This is a genomic window from Xanthobacter dioxanivorans, assembly GCF_016807805.1.
In the GTDB taxonomy this organism is placed as follows: domain Bacteria; phylum Pseudomonadota; class Alphaproteobacteria; order Rhizobiales; family Xanthobacteraceae; genus Xanthobacter; species Xanthobacter dioxanivorans.
On record NZ_CP063362.1, the window covers coordinates 1,295,272 to 1,317,487 of the forward strand.

At 68.9% G+C, this 22,216-nt stretch carries 17 protein-coding genes and 1 pseudogene; 8 read left to right on the top strand and 10 right to left on the bottom strand.

The features are described from left to right. Position 1: 1 nt before the first annotated feature. The 5 genes from EZH22_RS06255 to ahcY form a co-directional block, all read right to left on the bottom strand. Complete coding sequence (locus tag EZH22_RS06255) at positions 2-1,006, bottom strand: phosphotransferase family protein (RefSeq protein WP_231711335.1); 1,005 nt, start codon at positions 1,004-1,006, stop codon at positions 2-4. After that, positions 1,003-2,232: an acyl-CoA dehydrogenase family protein gene (locus EZH22_RS06260; RefSeq protein WP_203194867.1), complete on the bottom strand. Its 1,230-nt coding sequence runs from the start codon at positions 2,230-2,232 to the stop codon at positions 1,003-1,005. The genes EZH22_RS06255 and EZH22_RS06260 overlap by 4 nt, the downstream gene beginning before the upstream one ends. A 118-nt stretch (positions 2,233-2,350) precedes the next feature. After that, positions 2,351-3,418 carry a putative bifunctional lysylphosphatidylglycerol flippase/synthetase gene (locus EZH22_RS06265; protein WP_408647720.1) on the bottom strand — a complete coding sequence of 356 codons (1,068 nt, stop codon included), beginning with the start codon at positions 3,416-3,418 and terminating at the stop codon, positions 2,351-2,353. Positions 3,419-3,561: 143 nt separating this feature from the next. Next, a complete protein-coding gene (locus EZH22_RS06270) occupies positions 3,562-5,442 on the bottom strand; it encodes a potassium transporter Kup (protein WP_231711336.1) in 1,881 nt (626 codons plus the stop codon). 450 nt (positions 5,443-5,892) lie between these two features. Beyond that, positions 5,893-7,290 (bottom strand): adenosylhomocysteinase, encoded by a 1,398-nt coding sequence (gene ahcY, locus EZH22_RS06275; protein ID WP_203194870.1) that lies wholly within the window; start codon positions 7,288-7,290, stop codon positions 5,893-5,895. Between the two features lie 518 nt (positions 7,291-7,808). Here ahcY and EZH22_RS06280 point away from each other — a divergent pair. Beyond that, positions 7,809-8,396, top strand: coding sequence for a CarD family transcriptional regulator (locus tag EZH22_RS06280; protein WP_203194871.1), 588 nt, complete (start codon positions 7,809-7,811; stop codon positions 8,394-8,396). Between the two features lie 150 nt (positions 8,397-8,546). Further along, positions 8,547-8,720, top strand: coding sequence for a hypothetical protein (locus EZH22_RS06285; protein ID WP_203194872.1), 174 nt, complete (start codon positions 8,547-8,549; stop codon positions 8,718-8,720). A 170-nt stretch (positions 8,721-8,890) separates the two neighbouring features. Here the strand turns inward: EZH22_RS06285 and EZH22_RS06290 are convergent. After that, positions 8,891-10,496: pseudogene (locus tag EZH22_RS06290) on the bottom strand (gamma-glutamyltransferase family protein). Positions 10,497-10,743: 247 nt separating this feature from the next. On the opposite strand from EZH22_RS06290, the gene EZH22_RS06295 reads away from it, so the two are divergent. After that, on the top strand, positions 10,744-11,010 hold the full coding sequence (locus EZH22_RS06295) for a hypothetical protein (protein ID WP_203194873.1): 267 nt from the start codon (positions 10,744-10,746) through the stop codon (positions 11,008-11,010). A gap of 25 nt (positions 11,011-11,035) precedes the next feature. Here EZH22_RS06295 and EZH22_RS06300 read toward each other — a convergent pair whose 3' ends face one another. Further along, positions 11,036-11,512 carry a nitroreductase family protein gene (locus EZH22_RS06300; protein WP_231711337.1) on the bottom strand — a complete coding sequence of 159 codons (477 nt, stop codon included), beginning with the start codon at positions 11,510-11,512 and terminating at the stop codon, positions 11,036-11,038. 644 nt (positions 11,513-12,156) lie between these two features. On the opposite strand from EZH22_RS06300, the gene EZH22_RS32350 reads away from it, so the two are divergent. Then, the gene (locus EZH22_RS32350) at positions 12,157-12,840 is read left to right on the top strand and encodes a cold-shock protein (RefSeq protein WP_203194874.1); all 684 of its coding nucleotides are present in this window, start codon (positions 12,157-12,159) and stop codon (positions 12,838-12,840) included. 57 nt (positions 12,841-12,897) lie between these two features. After that, positions 12,898-13,140 (top strand): hypothetical protein, encoded by a 243-nt coding sequence (locus EZH22_RS06310; protein ID WP_231711338.1) that lies wholly within the window; start codon positions 12,898-12,900, stop codon positions 13,138-13,140. Positions 13,141-13,421: 281 nt separating this feature from the next. Here EZH22_RS06310 and yihA read toward each other — a convergent pair whose 3' ends face one another. The 3 genes from yihA to EZH22_RS06325 all read right to left on the bottom strand — a co-directional run bounded on the left by yihA (position 13,422) and on the right by EZH22_RS06325 (position 17,127). Next, positions 13,422-14,087, bottom strand: coding sequence for a ribosome biogenesis GTP-binding protein YihA/YsxC (gene yihA, locus EZH22_RS06315; protein ID WP_203194875.1), 666 nt, complete (start codon positions 14,085-14,087; stop codon positions 13,422-13,424). A gap of 95 nt (positions 14,088-14,182) precedes the next feature. Further along, positions 14,183-16,357: a transglycosylase domain-containing protein gene (locus EZH22_RS06320; RefSeq protein WP_408647674.1), complete on the bottom strand. Its 2,175-nt coding sequence runs from the start codon at positions 16,355-16,357 to the stop codon at positions 14,183-14,185. A gap of 239 nt (positions 16,358-16,596) precedes the next feature. Continuing rightward, positions 16,597-17,127 carry a hypothetical protein gene (locus tag EZH22_RS06325; protein WP_203194877.1) on the bottom strand — a complete coding sequence of 177 codons (531 nt, stop codon included), beginning with the start codon at positions 17,125-17,127 and terminating at the stop codon, positions 16,597-16,599. A gap of 148 nt (positions 17,128-17,275) precedes the next feature. On the opposite strand from EZH22_RS06325, the gene EZH22_RS06330 reads away from it, so the two are divergent. The 3 genes from EZH22_RS06330 (at position 17,276) to EZH22_RS06340 (ending at position 22,202) form a co-directional block, all read left to right on the top strand. Beyond that, positions 17,276-20,080: a [protein-PII] uridylyltransferase gene (locus tag EZH22_RS06330; RefSeq protein WP_203194878.1), complete on the top strand. Its 2,805-nt coding sequence runs from the start codon at positions 17,276-17,278 to the stop codon at positions 20,078-20,080. Between the two features lie 275 nt (positions 20,081-20,355). Beyond that, positions 20,356-21,528: a tRNA 2-thiouridine(34) synthase MnmA gene (mnmA, locus tag EZH22_RS06335; RefSeq protein ID WP_231711339.1), complete on the top strand. Its 1,173-nt coding sequence runs from the start codon at positions 20,356-20,358 to the stop codon at positions 21,526-21,528. 29 nt (positions 21,529-21,557) lie between these two features. Then, entirely contained in the window at positions 21,558-22,202 is a 645-nt protein-coding gene (locus EZH22_RS06340) for a class I SAM-dependent methyltransferase (RefSeq protein WP_203194879.1), read from the top strand. Positions 22,203-22,216 lie beyond the last annotated feature (14 nt).

Consider the following 22,216-nt stretch of genomic DNA (forward strand, 5'->3'; position numbering starts at 1 on the left):
CTCAGGTGAAGGCGGCGGCCCGGGCGGCAAACGCCTGGGCGAGCTGCCCGGTCTGCGCCGCCCCCTCCGCCGCCGCATTGCCGGCCCTGGCCCGCGCCGCGATCCCCTCGAAGATGACCGCCCACCGAAACAGGGCAAAGGCCATGTGGAAGTCACCCATGGCGCGCCCGTGCGCCGCCGCCGCGGCATAGTCGGCCACGAACACTTCCCGCGAGGGAAGGCCCAGGGCGTCGAGATCCAGCCCCTCGATGCCCCCGTATTGCTCGGGCCGGGACACCCAGGCCATGGCGCAATGGGCGAGGTCGGCCAGGGGATGGCCGAGGGTGGACAGCTCCCAGTCCAGCACTGCTACCACTTCGGGGCGGGTGGGATGAAACATCAGGTTGCCGATGCGATAGTCGCCGTGGACGATGCTGGTGACGTCATCGTCCGGCACATGCGCCGGCAGCCAGGCGACGAGACGGTCGATATTGGCGTCCTCCCGCGTCTTCGACAGCTCCCACTGGCGTGTCCAGCGGGCGATCTGGCGGCCGAAATAATTGCCCGGCCGGCCGAAGTCGGAGAGCCCCACCGCCGCCACGTCCACATTGTGGAGGGCGGCGAGGGTCTTCGCCATGGCGCCGTACATGGCCCGCCGCTCCTGCGGGGTCACCCCCGCGAGGGTGCAGTCGTGGAAGACCCGGCCCTCCACCTTCTCCATCACGTAGAAGAGGGTGCCGATGACGGATCGGTCTTCGCACAGAAGCAGCGTCGGCGGCACCGGCACGGCGGTGCCGGCCAGCGCCCGCATGATGCGGTATTCCCGATCCACCGCATGGGCGGAGGGCAGGAGCTCGCCCGGCGGCTGCTTGCGCAGCACCAAGGCGCGGTTGTCATAGGTGACGAAGAAAGTGGGGTTGGACTGGCCCCCCGATATGGGCGCGAGGCGTGGACCGCCGGCAAGGCCGGGAATGTGCGCCTTCAGATGGGCGTCGAGCGCCGCGACGTCGAAGCCGGCGCCGCTCACGATGCGACCCCGTCCGCAGGCGCGCTCACCGGCCAATTCCAGAAGCCGTCTTCTTCCTTGTCGAGGAAACGGTTCAGCACCATTTCATGCACCGCGTCCGCCCCATCCACGAGGCGCGCCTGCCGGGCGTAGCGGTAGATCCATTCCAGCACCGTATCCTTGGAATAGCCGCGCGCGCCGTTGATCTGGATGGCTGTGTCGGCGGCGAGGTGCAGCGTGTTGGCGGCCTTGATCTTGGCCATGGACACCTCCTTGCGGGCGAGCCCGCCGCGGTCGAGCTCCCACGCCGCCTTCATGGTGAGGAGGCGGCCGATCTCGATTTCCATGGCGATGCGGCCCAGCATGGTCTGCACGCTCTCCCGGTCGGCGAGGCGGACGCCGAACCCCTCGCGGACGGCGGCATAGTCCCGCGCGATGGCCACCGAGCGCATGGCGAGGCCCAGCCAGCGCATGCAATGCGTGAGGCGGGCCGGGCCGAGGCGGATCTGCGTCACCTTCATCCCCTTGCCCTCGCCGAGCAGCACGTCCTCGGGCGGGATCTCGAGGCCGTCGAACTCCAGCTCGCAATGCCCGCCATGTTCCTCCGGCCCCATGATGGGAATGCGGCGCACGATGCGCCAGCCCGGCGCGGACCGATGGAAGGCGAAGGCGGTCAGGCCGTTGCGCGGGTCATCCGAGGTGCGGGCGATCAGGATGAAATGCTCCGCCGCCTCCGCGCCGGTGATGAACCATTTGCGGCCGAAGATGCGATAGCTGCCGTTGGGCTGCTTCTCGGCCCGGGTGAGCATCATGGACGGATCCGAGCCGCCGCCCGGATGCGGCTCGGTCATGACGAAGGCGGAGCGCACCGCGCCGCTGGCGATGGGTGCCAGCCAGCGGGCCTTCTGCTCCGCCGTGCCGACGGCTTCCAGCACCATCATGTTGCCGTCGTCGGGCGCGGCGGAATTAAATACCACCGGACCGAAGATGGAGCGATTCATCTCGGTGTAGCACACCGCCATGCCGACCCGGCCGACGCCCAGCCCGCCATTCTCCGGCTTGAGCTGGAGGCACCATAGGCCCTCGGCCCTTGCCTTTTCCCGCAGGCGCGCCAGGGGGGCCGCGGCGATGTTCTCGTGCGCATCCCAGGCTGCGGGGTCCGCCTCGACGGGGATCACCTCGCGCTCGACGAAGCCGGCGATGCGGCGCCTCAGGTCATCGAGGGCGGGGGAGATGGTGAAGTCCATGGCGGCCTCGGCGGTGCGGGGGATGCGCGCGATCGGCGCATAAAATAAGAGCGAGCGCTCGCTTTTTATATTCTCTCGACAAGGAGAGCAAGACATTGCTCTCCCGGCCCTCGGCGGCTCACTCGGCCGCCGACTTCGGAACCTCGGCCTCGCGGGGGGCGACCGGCGCGGCCGCATCCCGCGCGAGCGTCGCCCCCGGCAACGGGGTGGCGGCTTTGCCGCTGCCGATGCGCAGGCTCAGCTCGCGCGCCCCGAGGAGGCTCAGCGAAAGGGCGAACGGCACGATATAGTAGAAGAGGCGGAACAACAGCAGCGCGCCCACCAGCTCGCTTTTATCGAACTGGGGCAGGGCGACGAGGAGGGCCGCGTCGAACACGCCGAGCCCGCCGGGCGCGTGACTGGCGAAGCCGAGCAGCGTCGCCGTCACGAAGATCACCGCCAGCGAGACCGGATCGATGTAGGGCGTGCCCGGCATCAGCATGTACATGGCCGCCGCGCACAAGGTGAGGTCGAGGATGCCGATGCCCACCTGCACCAGAGTGGTGCGCCCGCGCGGCAGCGTCACATACCAGGTCGAGCGGCCGATGGTGCGCGGCGCGTAGGAGACCCAGGCAATGTAGGCAAAAAGGCCCGCCAGCGCACCGATGCCGATGAGCCGGTTGATGGCCGGCGGCAGGTGATCCACCGCCGTGGCCGCCTCCGGGTGCAGAGTGATGCCGAGACCGAGCACGGCGATGTTGCCCAGCCAGAAGGTGAGGCCCGCCACGAAGCAGATCTTGGCCACGTCGATGGCGCCGAGCCCCCAGGCCGAATAGATGCGGTAGCGCACCGAGCCACCGGTGAAGACGGTGAACCCCACGTTGTGGCCGATGGAATAGGAGCAGAATCCCGAGAGCGCCGCGACGCGGTAGGGCACATGGTCCTTGCCGATGGTGCGCAGGGCGAACCAGTCATAGAAGGTGAGCGTGAGGTAGGCGCCGGCCACGAGGAAGAAGGCGATCACCACGTCGCGCGGATTCTTCGCCGCGAGGGCATCCATCACGTCCGCGAGCTTCAAATTGTGAAGCATCCGGTAGAGGACGACCGCTGCGAACGCGATCACGATGAGGCTCAGGACGAAGCCGAGCCCGTGGAGGCCGACGCGATCCCGCAGGAAAGCCCAAATTCTGGAAAGCACCGCCCGCACACTCATTGCGTCACCGACCCCCCGCCCGCAACGTCAGCTGCCGCTCACATCTGCACGCTTTCGTGCGAGATTGAAGCGGCATTTTGTGGTCTTCGCTCGGAACGCTGCTCGCGCGGGCTTGCGCGAGGCGCCTCCGGTGGCCCTCAGAGCTTCACCGGATAGCCAATCTCCACCGTCCGCGCCCGCGGCAGCCCGAACCGGTCCACCGAACGCTCCGCGTTGCGGGCAAGGAAGGCGAAGACGTGGGCCACCACGTCCCTCACCTTCGTCACCTCGTCGGGCGGAATGATCCGCTCGTGGCCAATCACGTAGATGGCCGCGTCCGGATCGATCCCGCGGGCGCTGAGCGCCGGGCCGAGCACGGAGGGAACATCGATCTGCTGCATGTAGCCGAACCGCAGATCCACCCGCACGAACCCGTCGTTGAGGGTCGTCACCTTCACCCGGTCCTCCACCGACACCCGGGGGCGCGCGGCGATCCACACCGAAACGATGACCGCCATCTCGAACCGGACCTTGAGGAGGTCCGCCATTCGCGACAGCGCGACAGGGGTCATCGCACCCGCACGAGACAGAAAGATGGCGGTGCGCGGGCTTTCGACGTCGTTCGTGCGATCCTTGCGGGCGACGAAATTGTCCAGCGGCTCGGTGAAGCGCACCTGCTGGGCGACGACGCCCTCCAATCCCCGCCGCCAGCTCACCATCACGAAGATGACCGCCCCGGCGATGCTCAGGGGCAGCCAGCCCCCGTCATGGATCTTGGTCATGTTGGCCGAGGCGAAGGCGAAGTCGATGGCGAGGAGCCCCGTCGCCATCAGCCACACCGCCGGCGCCGGCCAGCCCCAGGCCCGGTGCACCTGGGCGATGAACAGGATGGAGGTGGTGACCATGGCGAAGGCCACCGCGATGCCGTAGGCCGAGGCGAGCCGGTCGGAGGCCTCGAAGCCCAGCACCACGGCGATGCAGGCGATCATCAGCAGCCAGTTGAGCCGGCCCACATAGATGTGCTGCTCGTTGTGCTCGCTGGTATAGCGGATGCGCATGGGCGGCAGGTAGCCGAGCTCAATGGCCTGCTTGGCCAGCGAGAACACGCCGGTGATGATGGATTGGGAGGCGATCACCGTCGCCGCCGTGGCCAGGAACAGCAGCGGCACGTCGAAGACGTCCGGGCACAGGTCGTAGAACGGGTTGCGCACCGCGTTCGGATCCACCAGCAGGATCGCGCCCTGGCCGAAATAATTGAGCAGCAGCGCCGGCATGGCCACGAACATCCAGGCGCGCGCGATCACCGGGCGGCCGAAATGGCCGAGGTCGGCGTAAAGCGCCTCACCGCCGGTCACCGCCAGGAAGCAGGCGCCGAGGATGACGCCGGCAAGACCCGGGTGCTGCACCATGAGCAGGATGCCGTAGCGCGGGTCGAGCCCGGCCAGCACCTGCGGCGCCTGCAGGATGCCGTAGACGCCCAGGGCCGCGAGCGAGCCGAACCAGATGAGCATCACCGGCCCGTAGAAGGCGGCGATGCGTTCCGTGCCGAGCCGCTGCGACAGGAAGATGGCGAGCAGGACCAGGACGGTCAGCGCCACCACCCAGTGCTCCAGCTCCGGCGCGATGACCTGAAGTCCCTCGATGGCGGAGAGCACGGACATGGCCGGGGTGAGCACGCCGTCGCCGATGAGCATGGCCGCGCCGAGCAGGCCGGCGGCCAGCAGATACCAGCGCAGACCCAGTGCGCTGCGGTGGAGGTCGAGCAGGGTCACGAGGGCGAGGATGCCGCCTTCCCCGTCATTGTCCGCCCGCAGGACCAGCATCACGTATTTCACCGTAACCGAGAGGATGATGCTCCAGGTGATGAGGGACAGGAGGCCGAGCACGTCGGCACCCAGGAAATTGGTGCCGCCCACCGCCAGCACACCCTGCTTCAGGGCGTAGAGGGGGCTGGTGCCGATGTCGCCGAAGACCACGCCGAGGGCGCCGATCTCGGCGGCGAACGGCAGGAGGCGCGAGCGATCGCGGGAAAAGCTCATGGACATAGAGGGCGATGGCCGCTCAGCACCGGGACGCCGGCGCGGGTGAAGATGAGCACGAAGCGCCCTGGCGCCGAGGCAGTCCCGCCCCCGCGCCGCGCAGTGTCACGCCTCGCGTCCGTCGCACGAAACCGTTCAAGGCAAGCCCCCGCGCGTTTCCCCCCGGCGGGATACGGGCAGACCCCGGCCCGAGGATGGGCCCCGCGACTGTCGCGCTGGGCCGCATCCGGAACCGCCCGGCTCCGCCCGCCCGAAGCGGGTGCGTTCAACACCTAGCTCCGATCGCGGGGGAACACAATGCGCTGCGGTAAAGCCCTTGGAAGCGGGGAATCCGCCCCGGAACTCCGGGAACGAGGGTGCACGCACCGGCATGAACGCAGAACGCCGGCCCGAAGGCCGGCGTTCCGGAGCATGAGCGGCGCCGTGGCCGCCGGCCACGGCCGGGAGCCGTCAGTAGCGGTAGTGCTCGGGCTTGAAGGGGCCCTGCTGCGGCACGCCGATATAGGCCGACTGCTGGTCGGTGAGCTTGGTCAGCTTCACGCCGATCTTGTCGAGATGGAGCGAAGCCACCTTCTCGTCGAGGTGCTTCGGCAGCGTGTAGACCTGCTTGTCGTACTGGCCGGGCTTGGTGAACAGCTCGATCTGCGCCAGCGTCTGGTTGGTGAAGGAGGCGCTCATCACGAAGCTCGGGTGGCCGGTGGCATTGCCGAGGTTCACCAAGCGGCCTTCGGAGAGCAGGATGATGCGCTTGCCGTCGGAGAACTCCACCTCGTCCACCTGCGGCTTCACATTGTGCCACTTGAAGTTCTTCAGCCCGGCCACCTGGATCTCGCTGTCGAAGTGGCCGATGTTGCAGACGATGGCGCGGTCCTTCATGGCCCGCATGTGCTCAACCGTGATCACGTCGAGATTGCCGGTGGCGGTCACGAAGATGTCGGCGCGGGACGCGGCGTCATCCATCGTGGTCACTTCATAGCCTTCCATGGCCGCCTGCAGGGCGCAGATGGGATCGACTTCCGACACCATCACCCGGCAGCCGGCGTTGCGCAGCGAAGCGGCGGAACCCTTGCCCACGTCGCCGAAGCCCGCGACCATGGCGACCTTGCCGGCCATCATCACGTCGGTGCCGCGGCGGATGCCGTCAACCAGGGACTCACGACAGCCGTACAGGTTGTCGAACTTCGACTTGGTGACGCTGTCGTTGACGTTGATGGCAGGCCACAGCAGCGTGCCCTTCTTGTGCATCTCATAGAGGCGATGCACGCCCGTGGTGGTTTCCTCGGTCACGCCCTGGATGGTCTTGGCGAGGAGCGAGTACCAGCCGGGCTTGTGCTTGAGGCGGCGCTTGATGGCGGCGAAGAGGACTTCCTCCTCCTCGTTGGTGGCGCCGTCGAGGAAGGCGGTGTCACCTTCCTCGGCGCGCTTGCCGAGATGGACCAGGAGCGTGGCGTCACCGCCGTCGTCGAGGATCATGTTCGGCGTGCCGCCATCGGCCCACTCGAAGATGCGGTGGGTGTATTCCCAATACTCTTCCAGCGTCTCGCCCTTCACGGCAAATACCGGGGTACCGGCGGCGGCGATGGCGGCCGCGGCATGGTCCTGGGTCGAGTAGATGTTGCAGGAGGCCCAGCGCACGTCGGCCCCGAGCGCCTTGAGGGTCTCGATGAGCACGCCGGTCTGGATGGTCATGTGCAGCGAGCCGGCGATGCGGGCGCCCTTGAGCGGCTGGGACGGGCCGTATTCGGCGCGGGTGGCCATGAGGCCGGGCATCTCGATCTCGGCGATGTCCAGTTCCTTGCGGCCCCAGTCGGCAAGGTTGATGTCCTTCACCACATAATCGTTGCTCATGGATCGCTCCGCTTGGAATGAGCCGCGCCGGTGGACGCGAAATCTGCCGGCCCCTGTAGCACGAGGATCCACCTCCTCGCAATAAGGATATAAAGAAATGCTTATATGACACCGACCATCCTTCGCCGATCCCGGCGGGGCAAGGACCGTCAAGATGCCGGAGCGGAGCGGCAAGGTAAGGTCCGCGACACGGCGCGCTTTGATTCCGACAAAAATTGTGATATACGTAACTTTACAGTCGATTGCTTCCATCTCCAGCCGCATCGCGCCTGCAATATGGTCGTGCATGTATTCGGGCGCATTCTCGGGAACACAGGGGCGGGAATTCGCGTGCCAGCCGGCTTCTACGGCGTGGCGCGAGCGGTTGATCATCGCCATCGACTGGCAGAGCGGGTTGTCGGGCGTTCCGGCCGCGACCCAAGTCCGCAGCTGAGGGTGCGTGTCGTCCCGGTGACCGGACCGGCCGGCCGGCGCACCAACAGGTTCGGCCCCCGGGCCGGATCAGGAGTGTCAAGAGCATGTCGGCAAAGAAGAACACGCAAGCCCGTCTCGGTTTCAAGACGGGCGAGCACATTGTTTACCCTTCCCACGGCGTAGGCCGCATCACGGCCATCGAGGAGCAGGAAGTCGCCGGTTTCAAGCTCGAACTGTTCGTGATCTCCTTTGAAAAGGACAAGATGACGCTGCGGGTCCCCGTGCCGAAGATCGCCAGCGTCGGCATGCGCAAGCTTTCCGAGACCAATATCGTCGAAAAGTCGCTCGAGACCCTGCAGGGCCGCGCCCGCATCAAGCGGACCATGTGGAGCCGTCGCGCGCAGGAATACGAAGCGAAGATCAATTCCGGTGACCTCGTCTCCATCTCCGAGGTGGTGCGCGACCTCTACCGCTCCGATGCCCAGCCCGAGCAGTCCTATTCCGAGCGCCAGCTCTACGAGGCGGCTCTCGATCGCATGGCGCGCGAGCTTTCGGCGGTGCAGAACATCACCGAGACCGAGGCGGTGAAGCTCATCGAGCAGAACCTGCTCAAGGGGCCGCGCCGCGGCGCCGCCAAGGTCGCCGAAGAGGCCGACCTCGACGCCGACCTCGAGGCCGACGAGGCCGCCTGAGCCCTCGCTTTTTCGTCCCGACGCACAAGACCCGGCTCCGGCCGGGTCTTTTCGTTTGTGCCGGCAATGGCGACGCGAAGGGCCGCGCCGCCGGAACCCTTCGCCGTGCGCGAGCGTTGTTGTCAGCGGGGCTGAAGTGGAGAAGCGATCATGTCCAATCGTGACCAGGACCAGCGCAATCCCCAGAACCCGAATGAGAAGAGCCAGTCCGGCCAGGGCAAGGCGCAACAGCAGGCGCAGGTGCCGGGCCAGAAAGGCGGCCAACAGCAGCAGGGAGGCCAGAAGAGCACCAATCAGCGGGACGAGCGGCGCGACCAGCGCTGAAGTCCGAAGCAGCCTTGGAGCCGGATGCGCTCAGGGTGAATCAAGCTGAGCGGCAAATCCGTATCGAAGGTCCGCGAAAAAGCCGAAGCCGCCGGCTGCTCTCTTCCCCGGAGAGCGGCCGGTTTCGTTGTGGGGCGCGTGCACCGCCGCGGGTGCCGCGCCCTCCGGATCTACGCTCCAGCGGCGCCTCCGTCCGAGCGGGGATCGTGCGCCCCTTCGATCTGGCCGCGGGGATGCAGGACCACGCCGCCCGCATGGCCCATGAGGTCGCTGTAGGCGTCGGGCACGACGCTCAGGTCGTGGCCTGCCGCCGAGAGACGCTCCACCAGGCCCTCCTGAAACCGCGGCTCGAGCCGCAGACGCGTCTCCACATCCCCCAGGTCCGCCCCAGCAGCCAGCGGGGCCGGGCGATGGCCTCGGCCAGCGGCACGCCGAACAGGCCGTAGCGGCTGAAGACCGCCGCCTGGGTCTGGGGCTGACCCTCCCCGCCCATGGTGCCGTAGGCCAAGACCCGCCCGTCGGGAAAGACCGCCATGGCGGGATTGAGGGTGTGGAAGGGCTTGCGGCCGGGTCGCAGCGGGTTCCGCGCCTTGGGATCCAGCGAAAAGCTGGCGCCGCGGTTCTGCATCAGCACCCCGGTCCCGCCCAGCACGCAGCCGGAGCCGAACTCGAAGAAGATCGACTGGATGTAAGAGACGACGACCCCGGACGCATCGGCCGCGCCGAGCCAAACCGTGTCGCCCCCCCCCGGCCCTGCGGCCACGGCAGCGCCCGGCGCATGTCGATGCCGGAGGCGAGCGTGTCGACGGCGGCCGGCGCAAGCAGGGCGCCGGGGTCCTCCGTCAGGTGGTCGAAGTCGCACACCACGCGGTCGCGCACCATGAAGGCGCGCTTCGTCGCCTCCACCAGGCCGTGCACATGCGCAAAACCCTCGGCTTCGGTGACCCCGAGCCGCGCGAACTGCGCGAGGATGAGCAGCGAGGCGAGGCCTTGGGTCGGCGGCGGCGCATTGAACAGCTGCGCCCGAGGCAGCTTCACCGCCAAAGGCGCCCGCGCCACCGGCTGGTAGGTCTCGAAGTCGGTCCGGGTGACCGGGCTGCCGATGCCATCGAGATCGGCGGCCATTTCGCGCCCCACGTCGCCGCGATAGAAATCGCCGAGGCCGGCGCGGGCCAGGTGGTCGAGGGTGTCGCCAAGGCGCGCCTGGCGCTGGAGCGCCCCCACCGCCGGCACCGCGCCGCCCGGCAGGAAGGCGGCGGCGAAGCCCGGCACATGCTCCAGCTCTGCCTTCTTCTCCGCGGTAAGCCTGGCCTGCGAGGCGGAAACCGCAACCCCCTCGCGGGCGAAGCGGACGGCGGGCTCGAGCAGGCGCGGCAGGCTCATGTGCCCCCCCAGCGCCTGGGCGGCCTCGAGGGCGAGGCGCCAGCCGCCCACCGCTCCCGGTACCGTCAAGGCGGCCAGGGGGCCGCGCGTGGGCACCGCCTCCAGGCCCATGTCGCGGTAATGGGAGATGCTCGCATGGGCGCCGGCGAAGCCGCAGGCCTCGATGTAGCGCACCCGCCCCGTCGGTTCGCGAATGAGCCAGAAGCCGTCGCCACCCAGATGGTTCATGTGCGGATAGACCACCGCGATGGCGGCCGCGGCGGCCACCATGGCCTCGATGGCGTTTCCGCCTTCCGCAAGCACATCGCGCCCGACCTCCGCCGCGAGCTGGTGCGGGGCGGCGACGACACCGCGCGTCGCATGGGTGCTTTCGAAGGCGTGGGCTGGCTGCATGATCGTCCTCGGTCCGGCGGGCAAGGGTCGCGGTGCGGGCCACGGCCGAGGGGGTCGCACTTGACCCCGGGCCGCGCCCGTCGCAGTTTCGCCGCCCATATCGGGCGTTTTCGAGCGAAGCGGGTTGCGGTTCGCGTGAAGAAAATGCGTTAAACCAATCATCTAGCGCGTCTTGCGTTTCACTGGAACGCAAAAGCGCGCTGGGGCGGACGGCAGGCTGTTCCTGACGCCGTGCGGGAGACGAAAGATGGCGGGTTCGGACAAGACGGGGGCGAAGGGTGCCGGGACGAGGGGCAAGGGGCGCCATGCGCTGACGGTCTTGAGCGCGACGGCCCTCATCGCCACCGAAGCCTTCGCCACCGCCGTCGCCGCCGGTTGGGCGCTCGCCGGCCTCGCCAACCTCGGCGACATCGGCGAATATGCCCTCATGGCGCTGTTCGGCCTCGCCGCGCTGTATGTCTCGGCGATCTACTTCCGTCGCGCCTATCGCGTGGAAATGCAGCTGACGCACTGACCCCGCTTCGAGATCGGCGGAGCGTTCAGGGCTTAAAGCGCGTCACCACCTCGTCGAGGCGCGGCCGCGGGCGGTCCGGCGCCCGCGCCGCCGGGCGTCCGATGTGGAGGAAGCCGGCTACCGTCTCGTGCGGCGCCACGCCGAGCAGCGCCGCCGCATCGGGATCCCGGCCCGGCCATTTCAGCAGCCACAGCGCGGAATAGCCGAGGGCGGTGGCCGCCAGCACGAGGTTCATGCAGGCCGCCCCCGCCGACAGCACCTGGTTGAACACCGGCACCTTCGCCGCCGGATCCGGCCGGCTCACCGCCACCACGGTCACCGGCGCGCGCAGCAGATAGTCGCGCCACATATGCGCCTTGTCCGGCGCCAGGCCGGGATTTTGGGTGGCATACAGGGCGTCGAGCCGATCCCCGGCCACCGCCCTGCCCTCGCCTTCCAGAACGATGAAGCGCCACGGCACGAGGCGGCCGTGATCGGGCACCCGGGTGGCGATGGCCAACATGCGGTCGGAGCTCGTCGACGGTGGGGCCTGGCGCCACGAGGGCCCGCAGCGGCAGGGAACGGCGCGCCTCCATCAGCGCCAGCGCCTCCTGCGACGGCGGCAGGTCGAGGGGTGACCCCTCGAAGGGCGGCGCGTCCGCTGCCGCATGATGGCGGGTGCGCTCGTCAGGGTGGGTCATCGCGGCTTCCTCAAGGGCGGGGCGCTTCCGGGCCCCCACGCGTTGCATGCCGACATGAATAGATGGATACCGGCGAAATAAAAATTGGAGTTCTTCCGATATGCCGCGGCGCACCGGCGCGGCGGTGCAACTGAGCCTTTTCGCCGCAGCGGTAGGCACTTGTCCCCGGCCACGGCGGCGGTGCACGGCCCGCTCCGGTCATTCAACATTCATGTACCAAAGCCAAGCAGATGTGATAGTCTGTTTGCTGGTTGGAGGCGTGGGCCCATGCGCATGGGCACGAAATTCCGACCTTGTCCATTAGGCTACGAGGCGAGACGCGGGTGGCTGGATCGAGCGTTGTGCGAAGGCGGAACTCAAGACGCCCTGTGCGTGCATCTTAAATTGGCACGAAGAACGCATCTTCATCTGGCAGTGGTGGATGGCCCTAAGCCAAAATTGGCGACTGACCTCAACGGAAATACACATGAGCCGTAACCGAGACTTCCGAGAGCCGCGCCGCCGTGGCTTTGACGACGACTTTGCGCCGCCGCGTGACCGCGGCTTCGGAGGGGACCGTCCGTTTTCATCGCCGAGCAGCAGCTTCAGTGCCCCCATGCCGTCGGGCCCGCCCATCGACGCCACGGTGAAGTGGTTCAACCCCGAGAAGGGCTTCGGCTTCGTCGAGCTCGCCGATGGCTCGGGCGACGTCTTCCTCCATGCCCGCGCCCTCGAAGCCGCCGGCCAGGAGAGCGTGCCTCCCGGATCCAAGCTTTCGGTGCGTGTCGGCCAGGGCCAGAAAGGCCGTCAGGTCACCGAAGTGCTTGAGGTCGATACCTCCACGGCGGAAGCCGCTCCCCCGCGCCGCACCAGCTTCGGCGCCGGTGCTGGCGGCGGTGGCTTCGGCGGCGGCGCGCCCCGTTCCGCGGGCGCCGGCCCGCGTGCGGCGACCGGCCCCACCGAGGAGCGCGTCGGCACGGTGAAGTGGTACAACCCCGACAAGGGTTTCGGCTTCATCGCGGTGGAAGGCGGCGGCAAGGACGTGTTCGTGCATGTCACCGTCATCTCCCGGTCCGGCCTCACCGATCTGGCCGAGGGCCAGCGCGTGGTGGTGCAGGTGGGTCAGGGTCCCAAGGGCCCCGAAGCCCGCGGCATCGAACTCGCCGACTGAATTCTTCCGCCTGTCGCCCGTGATTTCGGGCGGCAGGCGCTGAACAAGCAAACGGGCGTGGCTCGCAGGCTGCGCCTGTTTTCTGCATTTGTGGAGTTGAATAATAAAATGGCGCAACAGGCAGAGGCCGACCTTTCGAGCCTTCTCGAACGTCTCAAGTCGGCTCAGCGTGACCTGCTCCTGACCGCAGCGAAGAGCACCACTCTTCCTTCCGATGGCACGCTGCGCAAGCTTTCCGACCTCGAAGGCGCCATCGCCGCCACCGAGGCCCTCCTCCAGGAAGAAAGCGACCGGCGCTGAGATCAGGCGCGCCGAAATCGCGCGCGCCTGTTTTCGCTCGCCGACACGTCCGCCTGAGACGGCGGGCCGCCGACGGACTATTCTAACACCGCCGATCAAGCGTCGCCGCCCCCTTGGCGCGGGCATTGCCGCGCCCCGACGGCTGACGGAAACGCCCTGAATTCGGCGCGGCGTCATGCACCCGCAAGCCGTTCCGCCGGCGCCCCGGGCCGCTTTCCCCACCCCGGCGCAATGGCCCCTCCGCCCCCGGCCCATCGGGAGCTTCGTGACGACCGGCCGCTTCAGCCCTGCTCGGCCAGGAGCCGCGCCACCGCGGCCCGAAGCTCGGGAAAGCCGGCCCCGCTCTCGCTTGATGTGGGATAGACCACCGGATAGGCCGCGGGCCTGCGGCGGATCTTGTCCTCGACCCCGGCGATCACGCCCGGCAGGGCGGTCGGCTTCACCTGATCGATCTTGGTGAGGATGATGGCGTAGGAGACCGCGGCCTTGTCGAGCAGGTCCAGGATCTCCTCGTCCACCGGCTTGATGCCATGGCGGGAATCGATGAGCACGAACACCCGCGCCAGATTCACCCGGCCCCGCAGATACGCCTTGATGGTCCGCGTCCAGGCGTCCACCTTCTCCTTCGGCGCCTTGGCGAAGCCGTAGCCCGGCATGTCGACGAGGGACAGTTCGGGGCCGACCCGAAAGAAGATGAGCTCCTGCGTCCGACCGGGGGTCACCGAGGTGCGCGCCAGCGCCTTGCGGCCGGTCAGCGCATTGACCAGCGAGGACTTGCCGACGTTGGAGCGGCCGGCCAGGGCGATCTCCATCCCCTGCATGGGCGGCAGCACCTCGATGGTGGGCGCCGCCGTGACGAACTGCCAATCGCCGGCGAACAGCAGCCGGCCGGTTTCGAGGAAGGGATCGGGAGCGTCGGGCGCGACGTCGGAAACGGGGCTGGTCATCCCAGCCTTATCCTAGAGCCGGGCCACCGACGCAAGGCGCGCGGCCCGGCAAGGGTCAGCCGGGCTGAGCCGTTCGGTGCGACGGCAGATCCCCTTCATCGCCGCTGGCCGCCTCCCAGGAAGGTCTGCACGAACCAGCGGTCGAGGGTCATGGGCTCCTCCTGCCGGGGCGCGGGCGCTTCCCCCACCACGGCCGGCGGCCGGTCGTCCGGCACGCTCTCGGGCGGCAGGAAGCTGCCACCCGGCTGGCCATAGCCGATGCCGCCGAAACCGGCCGTGCGCAGGCCTCCGGGCAATTCGGCGACCGGCACATTCTGGTGCGCCGTCTTCATCACCCGGCTCCAGATCTCCACCGGCAGGTTGGCGCCGGATGCCTTCTTGGTGGGCGAGGAATCGTCGTTGCCGAGCCACACCGCCGTCACGTAGCGCGCCGTGTAGCCGACGAACCAGGCGTCGCGATAATCCTGCGAGGTGCCCGTCTTGCCCGCCGCCTGCCAGCCCGGCAGGTCGGCGCGGCGGGCGGTGCCGATGGCGAGGGTCTGGGTCATCATCTGGTTCATCATGGCCGCATAGGCGGGATCCATGACGCGGCCGGGCCCGGCGCCGGCGCGCTGGTAGAGGGTCTTGCCGTCCGCCGACTTCACCGTGTCGATCACATGGGGCACCACGCCGATGCCGCCATTGGCGAAGGGGGTATAAGCGGATGCCAGCTCCAGCACCGACACCTCGGACGTGCCGAGGGCGATGGAGGGGTTGGGATCGAGCGCCGAGGCGATGCCGAGGCGCTTCGCCGTCGCCACCACCGCCTTGGGGCCGACCTCCAGGGTCAGGCGGACCGAGACGGTGTTGAGCGAGAGCGCGAGGGCGGTGGTCAGCGTCACCGGACCGCGATAGTCGTGGGTGGAATTCTCAGGCCGCCAGCCCTTGAGCTGGACCGGCGCGTCCTCGCGCACGGTGTCCGGGGTCAGGCCGTGCTCCAGCGCAGTCAGGTAGATGAAGGGCTTGAAGGCGGAGCCCGGCTGGCGCCGCGCCGTGACCGCCCGGTTGTACTGGCTGTCCGCATAGGAGCGGCCGCCGATGAGCGCCTTCACCGCGCCGTCCGTGTCGAGCATCACCAGCGCGCCCTGCCCGACGCCGTACTTGGCGCCGGATTTCGCCAGGGTGTCCTCGAGCGCGCGCTCGGCCGCCTGCTGCAGGGCGGGCTCCACCGTGGTGCGCACAGTGACGTCGCCGGGCAGTTCGCCGACGAAGGAATCCATCTGGTCCATCACCCAATCGGCCACGTAGCCGGACGAATCCGGCATGCCGGCGCGCGACAGCTGCGCCGGACGGGCGAGGGCGGCGCCGGCCATGTCCTGCGAGATCATCGCCTGCTGGCGCATGGCGGAGAGGACCAAAGCGGCGCGCTGCTGCGCCCCCCTGAGGTTGCGCGTGGGGGCAAGGCGGGAGGGGGAATTGACCAGCCCGGCGAGCATGGCCGCCTCGGCGAGGCTCACCTGCCGGGCCGATTTGCCGAAATAGCGCTGGGCCGCCGCCTCCACCCCGTAGGCGCCGGCGCCGAAATAGACGCGGTTGAGATAGAGGTCGAGGATCTCGTCCTTGGTGAACTTGTGCTCCAGCCACAGGGCCAGCACCAGCTCCTGCACCTTGCGCGAGGCGGTGCGCTCCTGGGTGAGGAACAGGTTCTTGGCCAGCTGCTGGGTCAGCGTCGAGCCGCCCTGCCGCAGGCGCCGCGAGGTGAGATTGGTGACCAGCGCCCGCGCCAGGCCCTCCGGATCGAGGCCGAAATGACTGTAGAAGCGCTGGTCCTCGATGGCGACGAACGCCTTCGGCAGATAGGGCGGCAGCTCGCGGATGGGCACCGCGACACCGCCCATGTCGCCGCGCGTCGCCAGCGCCTTGCCGTCGGCGGCCAGCACGGTGACGGTGGGCGGACGCTTGGGGATCATCAGCGTCTGCATGGGCGGCAGCTTCGACGCCTCGTAGGCGATGACGCCGGCGAGGGCCAGGACGCCCCACAGGCCGAGGATGAAGCCCCATTTGACGAGGCGGAACAGGAACGGCCCCCGCCGCCTGCGCCGCGGGCGGGCGGGCGGCTCGGCGCGGCCGCGGCGGGGCGCCGGCGGCTCCGGCGGTGGCTCGGCCTTCTTCGCGGCGCGGACGCGGCGCGGCGGGTCCGCCGGAGGCGGGGCGCCACCCGAGCGGTCGCGCGCATCGAGGCGGATGTCGAACAGGGATTCCTGGCGCTCCAGCACCGGTTCCCGCCTCATGCCCTCGCCTCGTCCGCGTGCCACCATCCGCAAGACCCGTCGCTCACCAATCGATCGATTCCCGCCCCTTCCACCATGGAATTGGGGCGGAAGCGCAGCGCGTGCCGCAGACGCCTTCCCGGCGGCCGCGATGGCGAAAGGTAAGGTCGGCGGCCATAAGGAGCGGTTAAGGAAGGCCCGCAAAGCCGGCCCCGGCGGGGGTCAAGCCGGGACGCCAGCGATCCCACGGCGTGCCGCCGCTACGGCGTGCACTTGTCCCAGAAGCCGACCCGGCGGTCAGGGGTCTTGTAATACCAGCACATGCCGTTGGCCGGAGCCGGACCCGCCACGGAGGTGGCAAGTCCCGGCTGCAGTGAGCCGAGGGCCGCGCCGGCCGCCACTGGCCCGCCGGGCCCCCACGCACGCTGGGACGGCTGGAGCACCACCGGCGACGGGTCGTCGGGCGGCGGGGCCATGCGGGGGGCCTGCGTCGTCGGCCGCGTCGGCTGCGGCTTCGGGTAGGGGTTCGGCCGCGGATCCGGCGTCGGGTCCGGACGCAGCGGGGACGTGGACCGGGACCGCGTGGTCGGCGACGTGCGGGCGGGCTGGGTGGGCTTCGGCGTCGGGCGCGCGCTCGGCCGGGTCTGGGCCGGTGACTGCCGGGTCTGGGCCGCTGTCTGCGCCTGCGCGGCCTGCGTGCCCACGGCCAAGCCGGCGACAGTCAAGCCGGCGACAGTCAACCCGGCCATGACGAGGACCGCCGGCACCCTCCCCCTCGTCCATCCTCGCATGATGCATCTCCTTGCGTCAGGTACGCATCCTCCCTCCGAAGATGGGCGCTTTGATGAGCGCAGCCGCAACACGCCGCTCGCGGCCAGCGGATGATTGCGGTAAAGGGGAAGACTGCCTTTTCCTCGCGGGCCTTGCAGATCGCCGAGCATGTCCACCATCCGTACCCCCAGAGCCCACCGCGTCATCGGCGAACCCTTCGAAGGCTTGATGCTCAAGGCGGAGATCCGAGAGATCGGCGCCGCCCACAAGGGACGTGACATCGACCTGCGCAACGCGGTCGTGCTCCGCCTCAAGAAGGCCCTCCAGGAGGGCCACGCCGAAGCTGAGCGCCTGTTGAAGGAGGACGGCTGCGGGCGCTGCTGCGCCATGCGCCTGTCCGCCCTGCAGGACGCGGTCATCACCTCGGCCCATGAGGTGGCGGCCACCTTCCTCTATCCGGTGGACAACCCCTCCCGCTCGGAGCGCATGGCCGTCGCCGCGGTGGGCGGATACGGCCGGGGCATGATGGCGCCAGGGTCCGACACGGACATCCTGTTCCTCTTGCCCTACAAGCAGACCGCCTGGGGCGAGAGCGTGGCCGAGGCCATGCTTTATATCCTGTGGGATCTCGGGCTGAAGGTGGGCCACGCCACGCGCTCGGTGGAGGAGTGCCTGCGCCAGGCGCGGGCGGACTTCACCATCCGCACCTCCATCCTCGAGGCGCGCTACCTGGTGGGCGAGAAAGCCCTGTTCGAGGACCTGGAGAAGCGCTTCGACAAGGAAGTAGTGGAAGGCACCGGGGCCGAGTTCGTCGCCGCCAAGATGGCGGAGCGGGAAGAGCGCCTGCGCCGCTCCGGCCAGTCGCGCTACCTGGTCGAACCCAATGTGAAGGACGGCAAGGGCGGGCTGCGCGACCTGCACACCCTGTTCTGGATCGCCAAGTACGTCTACCGGGTGCAGACCACCAGCCAGCTGGTGGCGAAGGCGGTCTTCACCCGCGAGGAGGCGCGCCTCTTCACCCGCTGCGAGGACTTCCTCTGGTCGGTGCGCTGCCATCTCCACTTCCTCACCGGCCGCCCCGAGGACCGCCTGTCCTTCGACGTGCAGCGGGATATGGCCCAGCGCCTCGGCTACACGGAGCATCCCGGCCAGAAGGACGTGGAACGCTTCATGAAGCACTATTTCCTCGTGGCGAAGGATGTGGGCGACCTTACCGCCATCCTCTCCGCCGCGCTGGAGGAGCGCCACGAGAAGCCGGTTCCCGGCCTCAAGGGCATGGTGGAGCGCTTCCGTGCCGGCTCGCGCCGCATCACGCTGAAGGAAACGACGGACTTCATCCTCGACCATGACCGCCTGAACGTGGCGGACGAGGACGCGTTCCGGCGCGACCCGGTCAACCTCATCCGCATCTTCCACGTGGCGGACAAGCGCAACCTCGCGCTCCATCCCGATGCCATGCAGCTGGCCGCCCGCTCGCTGCCGCTGATCGACGCCGCCGTGCGCGAGAATGCCGAGGCGAACCGCCTGTTCCTGGAGATCGTCACCTCGAAGAACGCGCCTGAGACGGTCCTGCGGCGCATGAACGAGGCCGGCGTGCTCGGCCGCTTCCTGCCGGAGTTCGGCAAGGTCGTGGCCATGATGCAATTCAACATGTACCACCACTATACGGTGGACGAGCACCTCTTGCGCTGCATCGGCGTGCTCTCGGAGATCGAGCGCAAGGTCAATCCGGAGAACGGCCTCGCCAACGACCTCATGGGCACGGTGAAGAACCGCAACCTGCTCTATGTGGCCCTGCTCCTGCACGACATCGCCAAGGGCCGCCCCGAGGACCACTCGGTGGCCGGCGCCCGCATCGCCCGGCGCCTGTGCCCGCGCTTCGGCCTCTCGCCGGTGGAGACCGAGACGGTGGCCTGGCTGGTGGAGCAGCACCTCGTCATGTCGCAGGTGGCCCAGTCCCGCGACCTGTCCGACCGCAAGACCATCGAGAACTTCGCCTCGGTGGTGCAGAACCTCGAGCGCATGAAGCTGCTCACCATCATCACCACCGCCGATATCAAGGCGGTGGGGCCGGGCACGTGGAACGGCTGGAAGGCCCAGCTGCTGCGCACGCTTTATTATGAGACCGAGCCGGTCCTCACCGGCGGCTTCTCGGAAGTGGACCGGGGCAAGCGCGTCACCGCCGCCCAGGGCCAGTTCCGCCACGCGCTTTCCGACTGGACCGACGAGAAGGTGGCCACCTACGTGGCGCGGCACTACCCGCCCTACTGGCTGCGGGTGGACCTCGACACCAAGCTGCGCCACGCCCGCTTCGTCGATGCCACCGAGCAGGCCGGTCGCTCCATCGCCACCCATGCGGCGCTGGAGCCGGGGCGCGGCATCACCACCCTCACCGTGCTCGCGCCCGACCATCCCAAGCTGCTGTCGATCATCGCCGGGGCGTGCGCGGCGGCGGGGGCGAACATCGTGGACGCCCACATCTCCACCACCACCGACGGCCTTGCCCTCGACACCATCGCCATCCGCCGCGCCTTCGACCGGGACGACGACGAACTGCGCCGCGCCGGCCGCATCCAGGAGGCGGTGGAGCAGGCGCTGACCGGCGAGGTCCGGCTGCCGGAGGTGATGGCCCGCAAGCTGCCCAAGGGCCGCCGCACCTTCACCGTGGAGCCCGAGGTGACGGTGAACAATTCCTGGTCCAACCGGCACACGGTGGTGGAGGTGTCCGGCCTCGACCGGCCGGGCCTGCTGTTCGCCCTCACCAACACCCTGTCGCGGCTCAACCTCAACATCGCCTCGGCGCATGTGGCCACCTTCGGCGAGCGGGCGGTGGACGTGTTCTACGTCACCGACCTGATGGGCGCGAAGATCACCGGCGCCGCCCGCCAGTCCACCATAAGGCGGGCGCTGATCGCGGTGTTCGAGGGCCCGGCGGAGGACGAGGAGCCCGCCCGCCGCGCCGCGCGCGCATAGGAGCGTCGGCGCGCCTCGCACCCCCCGCATCCGTCGGTCCCACGAGAGGGGAGCTGCGTGCAGCCTGCCCCGGCGGCGCGACCGACCCCGATTTTGCCGTGATGCAGGACCAAGAGGACGCGGCCCAGAGAACGGGGCCCGAGAACCTCGCCCGGAAACCTGGCCCGGAAACCTGGCCCGGAAACCTGGCCTGAGAACGGGAACGAATTGCGTCCCGGGCGCACGCACCTATATTGAGGCCGCGCCCGCGCCACGCGGCGGAACGAAGAACCAACATGATCCCAGCGGCTCCTCCCTTCGACATGCCGGGCGACCCCGCCTCCATCCGCGTGGTGGTGGCCATGTCGGGCGGGGTGGATTCCTCCGTGGTGGCGGGCCTCCTGGCGCGCGCCGGCTATGACGTGGTGGGCGTGACGCTCCAGCTCTACGACCATGGCGAGGCGGCCCACCGGCGCGGCGCCTGCTGTGCCGGGCAGGACATCTACGACGCCAGCGAGGTGGCCCGCACCCTGGGCATCCCCCATTACGTGCTGGATTATGAAAGCCGCTTCCAGGAGGAGGTGATCGACCGCTTCGCCGCGAGCTACGCCGCGGGCGTCACGCCGATCCCCTGCGTGGACTGCAACCGCACGGTCAAGTTCCGCGACCTCCTCGCCACAGCCGAGGAGCTCGGCGCCCGCTACCTGGCCACCGGCCATTATGTGGCCAGCCGAGCGCTGCCCGATGGCCGGCGCGGCCTCTTCCGGGCGGCGGAGGAGGCGCGCGACCAGTCCTATTTCCTTTATGCCACCACCGCCGCGCAGCTCGACCGCCTGCGCTTCCCCCTCGGCGAGATGCGCAAGGCGGACGTGCGGGCGCTCGCCGCCGAATTCGGCCTGCCGGTGGCGGACAAGCCGGACAGCCAGGACATCTGCTTCGTGCCCGGCGGCGACTATGCGGAAGTGGTGGAGCGTCTGCGCCCCGAAGCCGCCGAGCCGGGCGACATCGTGCATCTCGACGGCCGCGTGCTCGGCCGCCATCGCGGCGTCATGCACTACACCATCGGACAGCGGAAGGGCCTCGGCATCGCCACGCCCGAACCGCTCTACGTGATCGCCATCGACGCGGCGCGGCGGGAAGTGCGGGTCGGCCCGCGCGAGGCTCTGGCGGTGCGCGCCATCCATATGGCCGACGTGAACTGGCTCGGCGACATGCCGTTCGAGGAGGCCGTGGCGCGGGAGGCGGAGGTGTTCGTGAAGGTGCGCTCGACGCGCCCGCCGGTGCCTGCCCGGCTCGGCCGTGGCGCCGATGGCACACCGGCCGTCTATCTGGCGGTCGGCGAGGAAGGCGTTGCGCCGGGGCAGGCCTGCGTGCTCTACGATGGCGCCGGAGCCGCCGCCCGCCTCTATGGCGGCGGCACGATCGTGAAGGCGGAGCGGGTGGCCAAGAGCATCGCCGAGGTCGCCTGAGGGGCGGCTGGGGCTGGGAGAGACCGACGATGGCGGTTCAGTACGATCTCGAAGGGCAGAAGCGCGTCTACGCCAAGTGGGCGCCCATCTACGACAAGGTCTATGTGAAGCTGCTCGCCGACGCCCAGCGCAAGGCGGCGAACGCCGCCGCCGCCTGCGGGCCGAAGATCCTGGAAGTGGGCGTGGGCACGGGCCTCGTCCTGCCCTACTACCCCCGTGGCGCGCAGGTGACCGGCATCGATCTGTCCTTCCACATGCTGCAGAAGGCGGTGGAGAAGAAGGTGGAGCGCGGCCTGTCCCAGGTGGGCCTGCTCGCCGCCATGGACGCCTGCAACCTCGGCTTCCCTGACGAGAGCTTCAACGCCGTCACTGTTCCGTTCGTGATCACGCTGGTGCCGGACCCGGAAGGCGCGCTCGACGAGATGTACCGGGTGCTAAAGCCGGGCGGCGAGATCATCGTCGCCTCCAAGCTCGGGGCGGACGAAGGCCCCGCCATGCACATCGAGGCGGCGCTGGCCCCGCTGGTGAAGAAGGTGGGCTGGAGCATCGCCTTCAAGGCCAGCCGGCTGAAGAACTGGGCGGCGAAGTATCCCGACATGGAGGTCATCGAGATCTCTCCGGTCTTCCCGGTGGGCTTCTTCAAGCTGGTGCGCATCAAGAAGAAGGCGCGCTGACCCGCGCCTTCCTC